General features: G+C 63.6%; 17 protein-coding genes. 9 read left to right on the top strand and 8 right to left on the bottom strand.

The window, feature by feature from the left end:
* Together AC25ND_RS17875 and AC25ND_RS17870 are read left to right on the top strand one after the other, a co-directional pair.
* On the top strand, nucleotides 1–237 hold a 237-nt coding region (locus AC25ND_RS17875; protein WP_486976461.1), incomplete at its 5' end, for a hypothetical protein.
* Nucleotides 238–377: 140 nt separating this feature from the next.
* Nucleotides 378–647: a hypothetical protein gene (locus AC25ND_RS17870; RefSeq protein WP_028693087.1), complete on the top strand. Its 270-nt coding sequence runs from the start codon at nucleotides 378–380 to the stop codon at nucleotides 645–647.
* 11 nt (nucleotides 648–658) lie between these two features.
* Here AC25ND_RS17870 and AC25ND_RS17865 read toward each other — a convergent pair whose 3' ends face one another.
* The 3 genes from AC25ND_RS17865 to AC25ND_RS17855 all read right to left on the bottom strand — a co-directional run bounded on the left by AC25ND_RS17865 (nucleotide 659) and on the right by AC25ND_RS17855 (nucleotide 2,662).
* On the bottom strand, nucleotides 659–895 hold the full coding sequence (locus AC25ND_RS17865) for a BrnA antitoxin family protein (RefSeq protein ID WP_028693086.1): 237 nt from the start codon (nucleotides 893–895) through the stop codon (nucleotides 659–661).
* Nucleotides 870–1,178, bottom strand: coding sequence for a BrnT family toxin (locus AC25ND_RS17860; protein WP_028693085.1), 309 nt, complete (start codon nucleotides 1,176–1,178; stop codon nucleotides 870–872). Before AC25ND_RS17860 ends, AC25ND_RS17865 begins: the two co-directional genes overlap by 26 nt.
* A 158-nt stretch (nucleotides 1,179–1,336) precedes the next feature.
* A complete protein-coding gene (locus AC25ND_RS17855) occupies nucleotides 1,337–2,662 on the bottom strand; it encodes a DEAD/DEAH box helicase (protein WP_028693084.1) in 1,326 nt (441 codons plus the stop codon).
* A gap of 142 nt (nucleotides 2,663–2,804) precedes the next feature.
* Between AC25ND_RS17855 and AC25ND_RS17850 the strand changes: the two genes are divergently transcribed.
* Both AC25ND_RS17850 and AC25ND_RS17845 read left to right on the top strand, forming a co-directional pair.
* On the top strand, nucleotides 2,805–4,106 hold the full coding sequence (locus AC25ND_RS17850) for a mechanosensitive ion channel family protein (RefSeq protein WP_062360613.1): 1,302 nt from the start codon (nucleotides 2,805–2,807) through the stop codon (nucleotides 4,104–4,106).
* 165 nt (nucleotides 4,107–4,271) lie between these two features.
* Nucleotides 4,272–5,474, top strand: coding sequence for an MFS transporter (locus AC25ND_RS17845; protein WP_182323184.1), 1,203 nt, complete (start codon nucleotides 4,272–4,274; stop codon nucleotides 5,472–5,474).
* Between the two features lie 3 nt (nucleotides 5,475–5,477).
* Here the strand turns inward: AC25ND_RS17845 and AC25ND_RS17840 are convergent, their stop codons facing one another.
* The 3 genes from AC25ND_RS17840 to AC25ND_RS17830 form a co-directional block, all read right to left on the bottom strand.
* Complete coding sequence (locus AC25ND_RS17840) at nucleotides 5,478–6,350, bottom strand: carboxylate/amino acid/amine transporter (protein WP_182323182.1); 873 nt, start codon at nucleotides 6,348–6,350, stop codon at nucleotides 5,478–5,480.
* A gap of 291 nt (nucleotides 6,351–6,641) precedes the next feature.
* Nucleotides 6,642–7,241 (bottom strand): FMN-dependent NADH-azoreductase, encoded by a 600-nt coding sequence (locus AC25ND_RS17835; protein ID WP_486976460.1) that lies wholly within the window; start codon nucleotides 7,239–7,241, stop codon nucleotides 6,642–6,644.
* Between the two features lie 110 nt (nucleotides 7,242–7,351).
* Complete coding sequence (locus AC25ND_RS17830; protein WP_028693075.1) at nucleotides 7,352–7,666, bottom strand: hypothetical protein; 315 nt, start codon at nucleotides 7,664–7,666, stop codon at nucleotides 7,352–7,354.
* A 50-nt stretch (nucleotides 7,667–7,716) separates the two neighbouring features.
* On the opposite strand from AC25ND_RS17830, the gene AC25ND_RS17825 reads away from it, so the two are divergent.
* Genes AC25ND_RS17825 through AC25ND_RS17810 form a run of 4 tightly spaced genes read left to right on the top strand, consistent with a single transcriptional unit; the run spans nucleotide 7,717 to nucleotide 11,901 of the window.
* On the top strand, nucleotides 7,717–8,640 hold the full coding sequence (locus AC25ND_RS17825) for a LysR family transcriptional regulator (protein WP_028693074.1): 924 nt from the start codon (nucleotides 7,717–7,719) through the stop codon (nucleotides 8,638–8,640).
* A 13-nt stretch (nucleotides 8,641–8,653) separates the two neighbouring features.
* Nucleotides 8,654–9,466 carry an alpha/beta fold hydrolase gene (locus AC25ND_RS17820; RefSeq protein WP_062574820.1) on the top strand — a complete coding sequence of 271 codons (813 nt, stop codon included), beginning with the start codon at nucleotides 8,654–8,656 and terminating at the stop codon, nucleotides 9,464–9,466.
* Nucleotides 9,460–10,017: a peptidylprolyl isomerase gene (locus AC25ND_RS17815; protein WP_062574821.1), complete on the top strand. Its 558-nt coding sequence runs from the start codon at nucleotides 9,460–9,462 to the stop codon at nucleotides 10,015–10,017. The genes AC25ND_RS17820 and AC25ND_RS17815 overlap by 7 nt, the downstream gene beginning before the upstream one ends.
* Nucleotides 10,018–10,068: 51 nt before the next feature.
* Nucleotides 10,069–11,901, top strand: a complete 1,833-nt coding sequence (locus AC25ND_RS17810; protein ID WP_279153006.1) for an ATP-binding cassette domain-containing protein — start codon at nucleotides 10,069–10,071, stop codon at nucleotides 11,899–11,901.
* Nucleotides 11,902–12,056: 155 nt separating this feature from the next.
* On the opposite strand, the gene AC25ND_RS17805 is transcribed toward AC25ND_RS17810, so the two are convergent.
* Nucleotides 12,057–13,184: a GNAT family N-acetyltransferase gene (locus AC25ND_RS17805; protein ID WP_486976459.1), complete on the bottom strand. Its 1,128-nt coding sequence runs from the start codon at nucleotides 13,182–13,184 to the stop codon at nucleotides 12,057–12,059.
* Nucleotides 13,185–13,423: 239 nt separating this feature from the next.
* Here AC25ND_RS17805 and AC25ND_RS17800 point away from each other — a divergent pair, with 239 nt between their 5' ends.
* Nucleotides 13,424–14,668 carry a putative porin gene (locus AC25ND_RS17800; RefSeq protein ID WP_028693069.1) on the top strand — a complete coding sequence of 415 codons (1,245 nt, stop codon included), beginning with the start codon at nucleotides 13,424–13,426 and terminating at the stop codon, nucleotides 14,666–14,668.
* Nucleotides 14,669–14,793: 125 nt separating this feature from the next.
* On the opposite strand, the gene AC25ND_RS17795 is transcribed toward AC25ND_RS17800, so the two are convergent.
* Nucleotides 14,794–15,915, bottom strand: a complete 1,122-nt coding sequence (locus tag AC25ND_RS17795) for a beta-ketoacyl-ACP synthase III (protein WP_062574825.1) — start codon at nucleotides 15,913–15,915, stop codon at nucleotides 14,794–14,796.
* Nucleotides 15,916–16,126 lie beyond the last annotated feature (211 nt).

Below are 16,126 nucleotides of genomic sequence, written 5' to 3'. Positions count from 1 at the left end.
TTGGGGATTTTGGGCAGGTCACGCAAGGGTTTCTTTTTGGTTGGCATACATGCACCTCTTACTCATGTTATGCCCGAACACAAAATTTCTGACACCCTCCCGGGTGAGGCAGCACGGGCCGTACCCATGGTCGTGCAGGCCAGCAAGGCAGCAAGCATGCAAGCTCGCCCCCGGTTAAAACGCATAGACATCATCCAGTCCCTGGACCACGGAAAAAGAGCGCGAGATATTATTTAGCCACTACAATGACGTCAATTTAATATCGCCAAAAAACCGTGAAATCTTCAAGGAACCCTTCCAGCAATCACCTCGACTGAACTTCCAGGCAGCCCGGCGCCTCCACCGGACTGAATCCACTGGTAACAAGGAGTCGAGGGATGAAACCGTTGCCATGCCTTATCTGCGCGGCCACCCTGCTCTGTGCACAGCCCATCTTGGCCTGCACACCGGAAGAGGCCACGCAAAAAAGAGAAGAACTGGCAGGGCTGGTCAGTCAGTTGACCGAACAGAACCCGCGCAAGGCCAAGGAGATAAACGACGAGCTCCAGCACATGGAGCTCGGAACGGCCAGCAAGGACTTGCCGGACAAATGCCAGTTGATCGACAAGCGCATCCAGGAACTTAAAGAAGCGGAAAGGAAAACCTGACCGCGCCAGTGTCAGCGTCGCTGCTGGGCCTGCATGTACTGGCGAAGCAACTGGTTGATGCGGGTCTGGTAGCCGGCGCCCTGTTCCTTGAACCAGGCCAGCACGTCGGCGTCCAGGCGGATGGTCACCGTTTGCTTGGCCGGCACTCGCAGCTCGGCGCGGCGGAAGAAGTCATCGTCGAGTTCGGGGATGTCCGAGGTATCGACCGGGGCTTGGTCTTGCTCACAGTTTATGGACGGTTTCGACATAGCGCGTTACCTCACGTCGGGTGGCTCTTCTGGCGGAAATGATGCGGATCACATCACCCTGCCGTTCGGTGTAGGCGACCAGGCTGACCCAGGCATTGATCCAGCCCATGCCGATCCAGCGTGCCTCCGGGTACTCGAATCGCTCATCGCGCAACGCCAGCATCGGCTGGCGGAACATCTCGGGCACGTCGTTGAAGTCGATACCGTGCTTGCGGATGTTGAGCAGGTTCTTTTCCTCGTCCCATTCAAATCGTACGGGACAATCGTATTTACAGCTGTACATACGCTACTCCTCCTTGACTGCACATGCCAGAGGAGTGTGGCGGGTAGGCGACAAAATGCCCGGGCTTGAACAGGGTTTGGGAAATGGGCTACGCGCCCTGGGGAAGGAGGTGAAGCAACCCGCCACCGTTGCAGTGGCGGGCTCATTGCCGGTGATATTTACTCAGCGGCTGGCTTGCGCTTTTTCAGTGGTGCCAGGCCGTCGGAGCTGGCCAGAGGCGCATTGGCCTTGGGCTTGGCGGTAGGCCTCTTCTTGGCGGCACCCTTCTTGTCGCCACCGGCCTTCTTCTCGACCTTTTTCTTCTTGCTGCCGGCTGCCTTGCCCGAGGCCTTGACCTTCTTCGGCCCGCTGTAGGTACCCTTGACCTCCTTGATGACGCGGCGCTCGAACTGCTGCTTGAGGTAGCGTTCGATGCTGGACATCAGGTTCCAGTCGTTGTGGGTGATCAGCGAGATCGCCAGGCCTTCGCCACCGGCACGGCCGGTGCGACCGATACGGTGCACGTATTCGTCACCGCTGCGAGGCATGTCGAAGTTGATCACCAGGTCCAGGCCGTCGATGTCCAGGCCGCGAGCCGCGACGTCAGTGGCCACCAAGACCTTGGAGCCGCCATCCTTGAAGCGGTCGATGGCCAGCTTGCGGTCCTTCTGGTCCTTCTCGCCGTGCAGGACGAAAGCCTTGACCTCCTTGGCCACCAGGTGCCCGTAGATACGGTCGGCCAGGGCACGGGTGTTGGTGAAGATGATTGCCTTCTGGTAGGTCTCATTGGCCAGCAGCCACTGCACGATCTGCTCTTTGTGCTGGTCGTGGTCGGCGGTGATGATCTGCTGGCGGGTGCCTTCGGCCAGTTGCGAGACACTGTTGAGCATCAGGTGCTCGGGGTCCTTGAGCACTTTACCGATGATATCGCGAAGGGCCGCCCCGCCGGTGGTGGCCGAGAACAGCAGGGTCTGTTTGCGATTCTCGCACTCCTTGCACAGGCGCTCCATGTCTTCGGCAAAGCCCATGTCGAGCATGCGGTCGGCTTCGTCGAGGATCAGCACCTCCACGTGCGACAGGTCCAGGTTGCCAGCATTGAGCTGCTCGAGCAGACGGCCAGGGGTGCCGATCAGCACATCCGGCACCTTGCGCAGCATGGCGGCCTGTTCCTTGAAGTCTTCACCGCCGGTGACCAGGCCCGACTTGATGTAGGTGAACTGCGAGAACAGTTTCACTTGCTTGAGGGTTTGCTGGGCCAGCTCGCGGGTCGGCAGCAGGATCAGCGCACGGATCTCCACGCTCGGGCCGCTGCGGTCGACCAGGCGGTTGAGCAGCGGCAGCACGAAGGCGGCGGTCTTGCCGCTGCCGGTTTGCGCCGTCACCCGCAGGTCACGCCCTTGCAGGGCCAGGGGAATGGCCGCTGCCTGCACCGGCGTCGGCTCGACAAATTTCAGCTCGGCCACGGCTTTGAGCAGGCGTTCGTGCAGGGCGAATTGGGAAAACACGGGGTAACCTCGGGCAAGTGCGAAAAATTCAGTTGCATAGGGTAACGTTTTCCGTGGCCAGAACCGAATTTCTTTTGGCAACTTTGCGCCGATCCACGCTCTAATACCCCTTCATACCGCAACACAGACCGCTTTCACGCCCATGGACATCCAACGCTTCTGGCGCGACGCCCTCGACCTCTGGGGCACGCTCGACCAACATCCGCTGCTGCATGCCGCCCTCGGCCTGATCGTGCTGCTGCTGGTCTCGCTGCTGATCGGCCGCCTCGCCCGCTTCCTGATCCTGCACTCCACCCGCCTGCTCGGCCGCCAACAGGCGCTCAGGTGGCTGGACGACCTGCGCCACAACAAAGTGTTCCACCGCCTGGCGCAGACCACCCCGTCGCTGGTGGTGCAGTTCGGCCTGAAGCTGGTGCCGGAGCTGTCGGCCACCACCCAGCACTTCCTCGGCAACGTCGCCCTGGCGGTGACCCTGCTGTTCATGACCCGCGCCCTGTCCTGCCTGCTCGACGCGCTGCTGGACATCTACGCACGCACCGAGCACGCCCGCACCCGCTCGATCAAGGGATACATGCAGCTGGCCAAGATGATGCTGTGGATCTTCGCCGCCATCGTCATCGTCGCCACCCTGATCGACCGCTCGCCGCTGTTGCTGCTGTCGGGCCTGGGCGCCATGTCGGCGGTGCTGCTGTTGGTGTACAAGGACACCCTGCTGTCGTTCGTCGCCAGCGTGCAACTGACCAGCAACGACATGCTGCACGTCGGCGACTGGATCGAGATGCCCCAGGCCGGCGCCGATGGCGACGTGGTGGACATCACCCTGCACACGGTCAAGGTACAGAACTTCGACAAGACCATCGTCTCGATCCCCACCTGGCGCCTGATGAGCGAGTCGTTCCGCAACTACCGCGGCATGCAGCAGTCCGGCGGGCGTCGGATCAAGCGCAGCCTGTTCATCGACGCCGCCGGCGTGCGCTTCCTCAGTCCGGACGAAGAACAGCGCCTGGGCCAGGTACGCCTGCTGGGCGACTACCTGGCGCAGAAGCGCCAGGAACTGCATCACTGGAACGAGGCCTTGGGCCCGGTGGCGGAGCTTTCGGCCAACCGCCGCAAGCTGACCAACATCGGTACCTTCCGCGCCTTCGCCCTGGCCTACCTGAAGAACCACCCCAACGTGCACCCGAACATGACCTGCATGGTCCGCCAGATGCAGACCACCGCCGAAGGCGTGCCGCTGGAGATCTACTGCTTCACCACCACAACGGTATGGGCCGAATACGAGCGCATCCAGGGCGATATCTTCGACTACCTGCTGGCGGTGCTGCCGGAGTTCGGGCTGAGCCTGTACCAGCAACCGAGCGGTAACGACATGCGGGTGGGATTGGCGACCAGGCCGTTGCCTCAGACCCAGCCACGCAGCCTGGATGCATTGAGCGAAGCCTGACCGTCCAATCGGGGCGCCCGAGCGGGCGCCCCTTTGCATTGCGCCCCCAAGACGCTCTAACCTAGGGCCATCCAGGACGACGTCATCACGGAAGATCGACGGCCCACTCGCCACGCCCATCCCTGACGCTCGACAGACGCCTGCCACAGCCCTCGTGAGCGAGCCATGCCTCAGGACATTTCCAGCGTTTCACTGCACGACGCCCCGCCATCGCCTCGGCGCAAGGCGCTTGCCGCCGCCAGCCTCGCCCATGGCGTGCATGACGGGCTGACCGATGTCATCTACGTGTTGCTGCCCCTCTGGCAGTTCGCCTTCGGCCTCAGCTACGCCCAGGTCGGACTGCTTCGCGGCGCCTACGCCGGCATGATGGCGGGCTTTCAGTTGCTGGCCAGCAAAGGCGCCCGGCGCTGGGGCCGCGAGGCCCTGTTGGTCCGCGGCACGGCGCTGGCCGGGCTGGCCTACCTGCTGGCCGCCCAGGCCAGTGACCTGAGCCTTCTGCTGCTGGCCCTGATGCTCGCCGGCCTCGGCGCCAGCACCCAACACCCGCTGGCCAGCGCGCTGGTCGCCGATGCCTACGAAGGCAGTGGCAAGGTGAAACAGGCCCTGGCCCAGTACAACTTCGCCGGGGATATCGGCAAGGCGCTGATCCCCGGCCTGGTCGGCCTGGTGCTGGTGTATGTGTCATGGCAAGCCAACGCCACCGCGCTTGGCCTGCTCGGCCTGGGGGCGGCAGCGGCGCTGTGGTGGCTGTTGCGTCAGGCGCCACCCGCAGGGCGATCAACGCACAAGGCCACAGCCCACGACCAGGTTGCCTCAAGGTCGGGGCTCGCGGCGCTGATCGCCACCGGCACCCTCGACAGTGGCGTGCGCATGGGTTTTCTGACCTTCCTGCCATTCCTGCTGCAGGGCAAGGGCGCGACCACTGCGCAGATCGGCCTGGCCCTGACATTGCTGTTCATCGGCGGCGCCTTCGGCAAGCTGTTCTGCGGCTACCTGGGCGCCCGGCTGGGGCCGGTACGCACTGTGGTCTGTACCGAGCTGCTGACCGCCGCGCTGATCCTGGTAGCGCTGCTGTTGCCCTATCTGCCGTTGATGCTGGTGATGCCTCTGATCGGCGTTGCACTCAACGGCACTTCATCGGTACTGACCGGGCTGGTGCCGGACTTCGCCGGCCGCGAGCAGTGGGAACGGGTGTTCGCCTGCTTCTATACCGGCACCGTCGGCGGCGGCGCGCTGGCGCCGGTGCTGATCGGCGCGATATCCGACCACACCGGAGTGGAACAGGGATTGATGGCGCTGGCAGGCACGCTGCTGCTGATCCTGCCCTTGTGCCTGGTCGTGCACACTGGCCTGCCGCGCCGGCAATGACCCTCAGGCCGCTCCAGGCAGCCTCGCGCGCTGGCCGCCCAAGCGGCTCAGCCATACCGATGCCAGGATCACCGAACCGCCAATGGCCAGACGCCCAAGCGGTTCGTCCTGGTTCCAGATCAGCAGGTTGAGCAGCAGGCCCACCGGCACATGCAGGTTGTTCATCACGGCCAGGGTGCCGCCAGAGACCAGGCAAGCGCCCTTGTTCCACCAGTACAGCCCTAGCGCCGTCGGACATAGGCCCAGGAACAGCAGCACCAGCCACTGGGTGTTGGTGCTCGGCAGGTGCTGGGCATTGCCGAACAGTAGGAAGGCCGGCAACACCACCAGCAACGCGCCCAGGTAGAAATAGCCGAACCGGCGATAGTGCGGCAGGTCGCTGGGGTGGCGGGCCACCAAGTGGCGGTACAGCACCTGGCCGGCGGCGTAGGTGAAGTTGGCCAGTTGCAGCAACAGGAAACCGATGAAGAACTCACCGGTGACCGTGTCGAAGCGGATCACCGCCGCGCCGGCCACCGCCACCAGGGCAGCAAGCAGCGCCCAGGGGTTGAAGCGCCGGTTCAGGGCATCCTCGATCAAGGTGACATGCAGCGGGGTAAGGATGGTGAACAACAGTACTTCCGGCACCGTCAGCACGCGGAAGCTGAGGTACAGGCAGACATAGGTGATGCCGTACTGCAGCGCGCCGATCAGCAGCATCGCGCGCATGAAACGCGGCTCGACCTGGCGCCAGCGGGTCAGTGGCAGGAACACCAGCCCGGCCAGCAGCACCCGGACCAGCACGGCGAAGTAACTGTCGACGTGGCCGGCCAGATATTCGCCGATCAGGTTGAAGGAGTACGCCTGGATCAGCGCGACGATTATCAGGTAGCCCATGGTTGGCCCTCGTGGATCAAGGCGGGGACCTTAGCGGGTTGGGCCTGGGCAGTTCAACCATGGGGATTGTGGGGGCAGTAAAAGCCTCTTCGCTGGCAAGCCCACTATCACAGGCCTTGAAAGCAGTGTTTTCTCTGTGAGAGCAACTGCCTTGCAGAACATTCATGGTTTGCATTTGCCCTTGTGGGAGCGCAAGGCATGAGGTCGGCATAAAAAAGCCCGGCCATGAACTGGCCGGGCAGGCACACCCAAAGGAGCAACAAGGTGTCAGGGTTGGGAATTCGTCGCGGCTCAGGCCACCGCGGCCAGTCTTGCCTTGGCCTGGTTCAGGCCCTTCTCGTGGAACTCGCCGCTCATGTTCAGGCCTTCGGCGTGGATGAAGTCCACATCGTGGATACCGATGAAGGCCATCACCTGGCGCAGGTAGGGTTCCTGGTGGTCGCTGCTGGCGCCGGCATGGATGCCGCCGCGGGCGGTCAGGACGATGGCGCGCTTGCCGTTGAGCAGGCCCTGCGGCCCGGTCGGGGTGTAATTGAAGGTGATGCCGGCGCGCAGCACGTGGTCCAGCCAGGCTTTCAAGGTACTGGGGATGGTGAAGTTGTACATCGGCGCGGCCATCACCAGCACGTCGGCGGCCAGCAGTTCGTCGGTCAGCACGTTGGAACGTGCCAGCGCCTCACGCTCGGCGGCGCTGCGCTGTTCCTCAGGCTTCATCCAGCCGCCAAGCAGGTTGGCGTCCAGGTGCGGCACGGGGTTCACCGCCAGGTCGCGCACCTTGATCTCGTCGGCCGGATGCGCCGCTTGCCATTGCTGGATGAAGTCCAGGGTCAGTTGACGGGAAACGGAATCCTGCTGGCGGGCGCTGCTTTCGATGATCAGTATGCGGGACATGGGCTGCCTCCATCGGCGGTAAAGGGTGGCGATTCGATGGAGGTGAGATTAGTGGTTGACCTATCGATAAAAAAGCGTAAAAAGTGGGATCAACCTATCGATTAATCTGTTTATTCGGCTTTGCAGTCGAGCACGATGCGCAGCTTGATGATCTGCCGGTTGAACTTGGCGGTGACATCCACGCTCCTGCCGGCGGGCACATTGACCCGACGCACCCGTGGCGCCTCAGGGCCGTTGCGGAAGGTGACCTTGCACGCCGCCGGCACCTGCCCATAGTTGTTGAGGCTGATCGAGCCGATGTCATAGGCCGTGTCGTAGACGGTGTAATCGACCTTGACCCCGGTCAGGTCCTTTTCCACGTCGATCGGGTATGCCATGGCCCCGAGGGGTAGGCACAACAGCAAAGCCGCACAACATTTCTTCATACGGGCGCTCTCCTTGGGAAGAGCGCAGCTTAGGACAACAGGAGCCCTGGATGAAAGCACCGCGCGTTACCCTGGATCAGTGGCGGACCCTGCAGGCAGTGGTCGACCACGGCGGGTTCGCCCAGGCCGCCGAGGCCCTGCACCGCTCGCAGTCGTCGGTGAGCTATACCGTGGCGCGGATGCAGGAGCAGTTGGGCGTGCCGCTGCTGCGCATCGATGGGCGCAAGGCGGTGCTGACCGAGGCCGGCAGCGTGCTGCTGCGCCGTTCGCGGCAACTGGTCAAGCAGGCCAGCCAGCTGGAAGACCTGGCCCACCACATGGAACAGGGCTGGGAGGCCGAAGTGCGCCTGGTGGTCGACGCCGCCTACCCCAGCGCCCGCCTGGTACGCGCCCTGGCCGCCTTCATGCCGCAGAGCCGCGGCTGCCGGGTACGCCTGCGCGAAGAAGTGTTGTCCGGGGTCGAGGAAGTGCTGCACGAAGGCATCGCCGACCTTGCCATCAGCAGCTTCAACATCGGCGGCTACCTGGGCACCGAACTGAGCCCGGTGGAGTTCATCGCCGTCGCCCACCCCGAGCACGCCCTGCACCGCATGGGCCGCGAAATTACTTTCCAGGATCTGGAAAGCCAGTTGCAGGTGGTGATCCGCGACTCCGGCCGGGCCCAGCCGCGCGATGTCGGCTGGCTCGGCGCCGAGCAGCGCTGGACGGTCGGCAGCCTGGGCACCGCGGCGACCTTCGTCGGCAGCGGCCTGGGTTTTGCCTGGCTGCCCCGGCACATGATCGAGCGCGAGCTGCGCGAAGGCGTGCTCAAGCCCCTGCCGCTGGATCAGGGTGGCAGCCGCCATCCGCTGTTCTACCTTTACTCCAGCAAGGAAAAGACCCTGGGCCCGGCCACGCAGATCCTCATCGAACTGCTGCGCAACTTCGACACCGCGCCGCTGGACGTGCCCTTCGCAGCCCCCCCGCAAGCCTGAGAGGACCGCGCCCATGGCCTGTTTCGAACATGACGGATGCCTGCTGCATTACGAGGAACATGGCCAGGGCGAGCCCCTGGTGCTGCTGCACGGGCTGGGTTCGAGCAGCCAGGACTGGGAACTGCAGGTGCCCGAGCTCGGCCGCCAGTATCGGGTGATCCTCATGGACATCCGCGGCCACGGGCAATCCTCCAAGCCGCGCAAGGGCTACCAGATAAAGACTTTCAGCGAGGATCTGCTGGCCCTGCTGCGCCATCTGGACACCGGCCCGGTGCACTTCGTCGGCCTGTCCATGGGCGGCATGGTCGGTTTCCAGTTTGCCGTCGACCACCCCGACTGGCTGCGCAGCCTGTGCATCGTCAACAGCGCCCCCGAGGTCAAGCGACGCACCCGCAGCGACTGGATCTGGTGGCTCAAGCGCTGGGGCCTGGCACGCCTGCTCAGCGTCGAGACCGTCGGCAAGGGCCTGGCTGCGCGGCTGTTTCCCAAGCCGGAGCAGACCGAACTGCGGCGCAAGATGGCCGAGCGCTGGGCGCGCAACGACAAGCGTGCCTATTTGAAAAGCTTCGACGCCATCGTCGACTGGGGCGTGCAGGAACGCATCGGCCAGATCCGCTGTCCCACCCTGGTGATCGCCGCCGACCACGATTACACACCGATACAACTGAAGGAGCGTTACGTCGCCCTGATGCCCAACGCCAGGCTGGCGGTCATCGACGATTCGCGGCACGCTACGCCCCTGGATCAACCCGAAGTCTTCAACCGTACCGTGCTGCAGTTCCTCGCAGCCGCTTCCACCTCTCAAGGATCTTTGAGCCCATGCTGAAAAAACTTCTGCTCACCGCCTGCTCGGTCGCCTTCGCCACCAGCGTCATGGCCTCCGACAAGACCCCGCACGTTGAGCTGGTCACCAGCTTCGGCAAGATCGAGATCGAGCTGAACGCAGAAAAAGCGCCGATCAGTACCAAGAACTTCCTCCAGTACGTGGACAGCGGCTTCTACAACAACACCATCTTCCACCGCGTGATCCCGGGCTTCATGGTCCAGGGCGGTGGCTTTACCGACCAGATGGTGCAGAAGAGCACCAAGGACCCGATCCGCAACGAAGCGAGCAACGGCCTGCAGAACACCCGCGGCACCCTGTCCATGGCCCGCACCTCCGACCCGAACTCGGCCACCAGCCAGTTCTTCATCAACGTCGCCGACAACGACTTCCTCAACCCGGGCCGCGACCGTGGCTACGCGGTGTTCGGCAAGGTCACCAAGGGCATGGAGGTGGTCGACCAGATCGTCAACTCGCCGACCACCGTCAAGAAAGGCATGCGCGATGTGCCGGCCGATCCGGTCTACATCAAGTCGGCCAAACGCATCGATTGATCCCGCGCCGCACAGGGACGTGAGTCGGGTCGAACAGGAGTGTCGTCACCCATGCTGTACCGTCGTTTCGAGCAGTTGATCGACATTTTCCGCGAGGCGCCCAGCGAGGCGCCTCCCGGCAAGGTCTGGCCCTTCTATCTCTACTACCTGCGCCAGGTGTGGCCGAGCTTCCTCGCCCTGCTGATCGTCGGCCTGATCGCCTCGCTGATCGAAGTGGCGCTGTTCAGCTACCTGAGCCGGATTATCGACCTGGCCCAGGGCACGCCCAACGCCAATTTCTTCAGCGAGCACAGCGGCGAGCTGATCTGGATGCTGGTGGTGGTGCTGTTGCTGCGGCCGGTGTTTTTCGGCCTGCATGACCTGCTGGTGCACCAGACCATCAGCCCGGGCATGACCAGCCTGATCCGCTGGCAAAACCACACCTACGTGCTCAAGCAGAGCCTGAACTTCTTCCAGAGCGACTTCGCCGGGCGCATCGCCCAGCGCATCATGCAGACCGGCAACTCCCTGCGCGATTCGGCGGTGCAGGCGGTGGACGCGCTGTGGCACGTGCTGATCTACGCCATCAGTTCGCTGGTGCTGTTCGCTGAGGCCGACTGGCGGCTGATGCTGCCGCTGCTGGTGTGGATCGCCTGCTATATCGGTGCGCTGTACTACTTCGTGCCACGGGTGAAGGAGCGCTCGGTGATTTCCTCCGACGCCCGCTCCAAGCTGATGGGGCGCATCGTCGACGGCTACACCAACATCGCCACGCTCAAGCTGTTCGCCCATACCGACTACGAGCAGCAGTACGCCCGCGAGGCGATCAGCGAGCAGACCGAGAAGACCCAGCTGGCCTCGCGGGTGATCACCAGCATGGACGTGGTCATTACCTCGCTGAACGGCCTGCTGGTGGTTACCACCACCGGCCTTGCCCTGTGGCTGTGGAGCCAGTCGCTGATCAGCGTCGGCGCCATCGCCCTGGCCACAGGCCTGGTGATCCGCATCGTCAACATGTCCGGCTGGATCATGTGGGTGGTCAACGGCATCTTCGAGAACATCGGCATGGTCCAGGACGGCCTGCAGACCATTGCCCAGCCGGTCACCGTCAGCGACAGGCCCAATGCGCCGGCGCTCAAGGTCAGCCGTGGGGCGGTGCGCTTCGACCATGTCGACTTCCACTACGGCAAGGGCGGCAAGGTGATCGACGCGCTGAACCTGGACATCCGTCCTGGCGAGAAGATCGGCCTGATCGGTCCGTCCGGCGCCGGCAAGTCGACCCTGGTCAACCTGCTGCTGCGCCTGTACGACATCGACAGCGGGCGCATCCTCATCGACGGCCAGGACATCGCCGAGGTCAACCAGGCCAGCTTGCGCGCGCAGATCGGCATGATCACCCAGGACACTTCGCTGCTGCACCGCTCGATCCGCGACAACCTGCTGTACGGCCGGCCGGATGCCAGTGACGAGGAAGTCTGGGAAGCAGTGCGCCGGGCCCGGGCCGACGAGTTCATCCCGCAGCTGTCCGATGCCCAGGGCCGCACCGGCTTCGACGCCCATGTCGGCGAGCGCGGCGTCAAGCTCTCCGGCGGTCAGCGCCAGCGCATCGCCATTGCCCGGGTATTGCTGAAGAACGCGCCGATCCTGATCATGGATGAGGCGACCTCGGCGCTGGACTCGGAGGTCGAGGCGGCAATCCAGGAGAGCCTGGAGACGCTGATGCAGGGCAAGACGGTGATCGCTATCGCCCACCGCCTGTCGACCATCGCCCGCATGGACCGGCTGATCGTGCTGGACAAGGGGCATATCGTCGAAAGCGGCAGCCATGCCGAGCTGCTGGCACAGCGCGGGTTGTATGCGCGGTTGTGGCATCACCAGACCGGGGGATTCGTCGGCGTCGACTGAGTTAGACGCGGCCCCTGTAGGAGCGACCTCGTGTCGCGAAAGGGCCGCAACGCGGCCCCGGCGATCTTTGCATCAACGCTGAAATCCTGGGGCCGCTTTGCGGCCCTTTCGCGACACGAGGCCGCTCCTACAGGGATAGCGTGTGGCCAGGCACTTCAAACCTGGCGATACGGCAACATCCCCCGCGCCTCCTCGGCGTAGGCCAGTACTCCTTCGCGCTCCTGACGCAAAAAGTCTGAGACCGCCCGGCGCAACCCCGGGTGCAGCAGGTAATGCCACGACCGTGTGATCACCGGCTCAAACCCGCGAATCAGCTTGTGCTCGCCCTGGGCCCCGGCATCGAAGCGCTGCAGGCCTTCGCCGATCGCGAAGTCCATGCCCTGGTAGAAACAAGTCTCGAAATGCAGGCGGTCGAATTCGTCCAGGCAACCCCAGTAGCGGCCGTACAGGCTGTCGCCCCCCACCAGGCTGAAGGCCATCGCCACCTCGCGCCCTTGCTGCCGGGCAATCACCACGCGAATCGCCTCGGGCATGCGCTCGGCCACCAGGCTGAAGAACTCGCGAGTCAGGTACGGTGCTCGTCGCCGTACGGCATAGGTGTTGGCATAGCAGCGGTAGACGAAGTCCCACTGTGCCTCGCTCAGTTCATCGCCGCGGTACCAGGTGAAATCGATCCCGTGCCCCGCCACCTGTTCACGCTCCTTGCGCATCTGCTTGCGCTTGCGTGAGCTGAGGGTGTCGAGAAAGTCCTGGAAGTCCCGGTAACCCCGGTTACGCCAGTGGAACTGGCAGCCCAGGCGCTCCAACCAGCCCGGCTGGCCGGCAATGGCCGCGTCCAGCACTCTGTCGGTGAAGTTGATGTGCGCCCCCGACAGCCCACCCTTGCCCAGGTACTCGGGAATCGCCTGCAACAGCAGCAGGCCATCGGCTGGATCGGCGGCCAGCAGACGCGGCCCCGCGACCGGACTGAACGGCACCGCGCCGAGCAGCTTGGGGTAGTAGGCAATGCCCGCGCGCTCACAGGCATCGGCCCAGCCATGGTCGAACACGTACTCGCCGAACGAATGCCACTTGCGGTAGGCCGGCAGCAGCGCCCGTACCTCGCCATCGCGCTCCAGCACCAGGTGTTCGGCGGCCCAGCCGGTGTCGGGCATCACGCTACCACTGTCTTCCATGGCACTGAGAAAGGCGTGGCGCAGGAACGGCTGACCGTCGGGCACCAGCGCGTCCCAAGTGGTCGCCGGCAGGTCGCGCAGGTGGGCAAGGCTGTGAAGGCTGATCACGGTTGCAACTCGCTATGGACAGGGCGCCAGTATTGCCAAAGCCGCCGTGACACACAAATGACGGCCTGTTTACTTAACAACAGTGCCACTATTCAGACATTATTCTGTCATTCCCCCCCGCAATACTTGCGCCTGTTTTCCGGAACCCCAGAACCTGTCTATTCAGGCCCTTTCCGAAGACATGCCAACTCGGGGGCGGGCGCTTGAGCCTCCCCACTTTTTCCAACAGGGAGAACCTTATGCGTCTTGTTTCTACACTTACTGGAGTGAGCCTCACCGGCATGATGCTGGCTCTGAGTACTCCGGCCAGTGCTGCTGTCGACGCCAAGCTGCTCGAAATACTCCGCGCCAACGGCTCGATCAACCAGGCGCAGTACACCGAACTGCAGGGCGACCTGGCAAAGGAAACCAAGGAAAAGGCCGACCAGAAAGCCCAGTCCGAGCGCCTGAGCTCCTTTGAGCAGAAAGTGGCATGGGCCGCCAAGACCCAGATCAAGGGTGATGTGCGCCTGCGCTACGAAGACGTCAACGTCGACAACCCCAACAGCCGCAGTGGCAACCAGGACCGCGAGCGTGTGCGTGCCCGCGTCGGTTTCTACAGCGAGATCAACCCGCAGGTCGACGCTGGCATTCGCGTGGCCACCGGCAGCAGCTCGGACGCCCGCTCGACCAACCAGAGCCTGGACAACTACTTCGACAAGAAATCGCTGTGGGTGGACCTGGCCTACCTCGACTGGCACCCGACCGCCGTGCCGAACCTGCACCTGATCGGCGGCAAGATGCTGCAGCCGTGGGTGAGCATGGGCGACATCATCTGGGACAGCGACATCAACCCGGAAGGCGTGGCCGTCACCTACAAGACCAACCTGGGCGGCGCCGAAGTGTTCGGCAGCGCCGGTCACTACACCCTCAAGGACAACGTCGACGGCGACGGCGTGCAGTTCAAGCACGACGCACAGCTGTACCACGGCCAATTGGGCACCAAGTTCAACCTGGCTGACAGCGTCAAGGTCACCGTCGGCGGCAGCCTCTACGGTTTCGACAACGACAAGAAGTCGGCCGTGCTGCGCAGCTTCGGCAACACCACCACCGAGTTCAACCTGGCCGAAGGCTTCGGCCAGGTGGACTTCACCGGCTTCGCCATCCCGCTGTCGGCCTATGGCCAGTTCGTCAAGAACACCGACAGCACCGACGGCGAGGACAAGGCCTGGCTGGCCGGTTTGAAGACCAAGGTGGGCGCCTGGAGCCTGGACTACAACTACCGCGACGTGCAGCGCAACGCCGTGGTCAGCCTGTTCACCGACTCCGACTTCGGCGCAGGCTTCACGGGTTCGCGTGGTCACAAGTTCAAGGTCGGCTACGAGATCGACAAGAACTTCTCCCTGGGCGCGGCCTACCTGATGGCCAAGACCGACCTGTCGCAGTTGCCGAACAACAACGCCGACGTCGACACCCTGCAGGTCGACCTGGAAGCCAAGTTCTAAGCGCTACGCACCCTTGCTCCACCCTGAAGCGGGAAATGCTGACCCCATCCAGCGTTTCCCGCTTTTTTTGCCTGTCAGAAAGCCGGGGCTGCTTTGCAGCCCCGATAGAGAAGTAAAAGTAGGTATCAGCGTTTACGCAGAACCACACTACCAATCGAATAGCCAGCACCGAATGAACTCAGTACCCCCAGCGAACCCTTGGCCAGATCATCCTGATACAGGTGGAAGGCAATCACCGAACCCGCCGAACTGGTGTTGGCATAGCGATCCAGGATCACCGGCGCATCTTCCTCGGCCACTTCACGCCCCAGCAGCTTCTTGACGATCAGGTGGTTCATGCTCAGGTTGGCCTGGTGCAGCCAGAAGCGCTTGACGTCCGACGGCTGCAGGTCGTTCTCGGCCAGGTGCTGGCCGATCAGCTCGGCAACCATCGGGCAGACTTCCTTGAACACCTTGCGGCCTTCCTGCACGAACAGTTTGTCGCGGGCACCGATGCCCTCTTCCGCGGCGCGGTTGAGGAAACCGAAGTTGTTGCGGATGTTGTTGGAGAACGCCGTCAGCAGCTTGGTGCTGACGATGTCGAACTGATGTTCGGAGGTCGCCAGGTCGGCACGCTCGACCAGCACGGCGGTGGCGGCGTCGCCGAAGATGAAGTGGCTGTCGCGGTCACGGAAGTTCAGGTGGCCGGTGCAGATCTCCGGGTTGACCACCAGCACCGCGCGCGACTGGCCCAGCTGCACGCTGTTGGCGGCGGTCTGGATACCGAAGGTGGCCGACGAGCAGGCCACGTTCATGTCAAAGGCGAAGCCCTGGATGCCCAGTGCCTGCTGCACTTCGATGGCGATGGCCGGGTACGGGCGCTGCAGGTTGGAACAGGCGACGATCACCCCGTCTACATCGGCGGCGGTGCGCCCGGCACGCTCCAGGGCCTGGCGAGCGGCTGCCACGCCCATCTCGCAGAGGATCGATTGTTCGTCGTTGCCGCGCTCGGGCAGACGCGGCTTCATGCGCTGCGGATCGAGAATACCGGCCTTGTCCATGACGAAGCGGCTCTTGATACCCGAGGCCTTCTCGATGAAGGCGGCGTCGGACAGCGGCGCCGCCTCGACCTCGCCACGCTCGATGGCGGCGGCGTTGTCGCGGTTGAAACGCTGTGCCCAGGTGTTGAAGGATTCCACCAGTTCTTCGTTGGAAATGCTTTGGGCCGGGGTGTACAGGCCGGTGCCGCTGATGACGACGTTGTGCACGGTCGTTCCTCTGGTCTGGGGCCATCGCCACAAGGCGCTGGCCGGAATAAGGGCAACTTAATGGCACCTTGGTACCAATTTTGAGGCGAGGGCTGCGCCCTCGTTTGCGGCACAAGGCGGCTCCTACAGCATCGGCGTTCTTCTGTAGGAGCGGCCTTGTGCCGCGATCGGCCGCACAGCGGCCGCAAATTCCACCAAGTTTGCCACAACT

It is taken from the genome of Pseudomonas sp. P110(2024) (assembly GCF_057480795.1).
Note: the sequence above shows the minus strand (reverse complement) of the source record. Positions and strands in the feature narration are given on the sequence as shown.

Bases quoted from the DNA above. Each gene is read 5' to 3' on its own strand.
- AC25ND_RS17825 (WP_028693074.1), top strand. From the start codon at position 7,717: ATGAAAGCACCGCGCGTTACCCTGGATCAGTGGCGGACCCTGCAGGCA.
- AC25ND_RS17845 (WP_182323184.1), top strand. From the start codon at position 4,272: ATGCCTCAGGACATTTCCAGCGTTTCACTGCACGACGCCCCGCCATCG.
- AC25ND_RS17865 (WP_028693086.1), bottom strand. From the start codon at position 895: ATGTCGAAACCGTCCATAAACTGTGAGCAAGACCAAGCCCCGGTCGAT.
- AC25ND_RS17810 (WP_279153006.1), top strand. From the start codon at position 10,069: ATGCTGTACCGTCGTTTCGAGCAGTTGATCGACATTTTCCGCGAGGCG.
- AC25ND_RS17800 (WP_028693069.1), top strand. From the start codon at position 13,424: ATGCGTCTTGTTTCTACACTTACTGGAGTGAGCCTCACCGGCATGATG.
- AC25ND_RS17870 (WP_028693087.1), top strand. From the start codon at position 378: ATGAAACCGTTGCCATGCCTTATCTGCGCGGCCACCCTGCTCTGTGCA.
- AC25ND_RS17820 (WP_062574820.1), top strand. From the start codon at position 8,654: ATGGCCTGTTTCGAACATGACGGATGCCTGCTGCATTACGAGGAACAT.
- AC25ND_RS17835 (WP_486976460.1), bottom strand. From the start codon at position 7,241: ATGTCCCGCATACTGATCATCGAAAGCAGCGCCCGCCAGCAGGATTCC.
- AC25ND_RS17830 (WP_028693075.1), bottom strand. From the start codon at position 7,666: ATGAAGAAATGTTGTGCGGCTTTGCTGTTGTGCCTACCCCTCGGGGCC.
- AC25ND_RS17860 (WP_028693085.1), bottom strand. From the start codon at position 1,178: ATGTACAGCTGTAAATACGATTGTCCCGTACGATTTGAATGGGACGAG.
- AC25ND_RS17850 (WP_062360613.1), top strand. From the start codon at position 2,805: ATGGACATCCAACGCTTCTGGCGCGACGCCCTCGACCTCTGGGGCACG.
- AC25ND_RS17815 (WP_062574821.1), top strand. From the start codon at position 9,460: ATGCTGAAAAAACTTCTGCTCACCGCCTGCTCGGTCGCCTTCGCCACC.
- AC25ND_RS17840 (WP_182323182.1), bottom strand. From the start codon at position 6,350: ATGGGCTACCTGATAATCGTCGCGCTGATCCAGGCGTACTCCTTCAAC.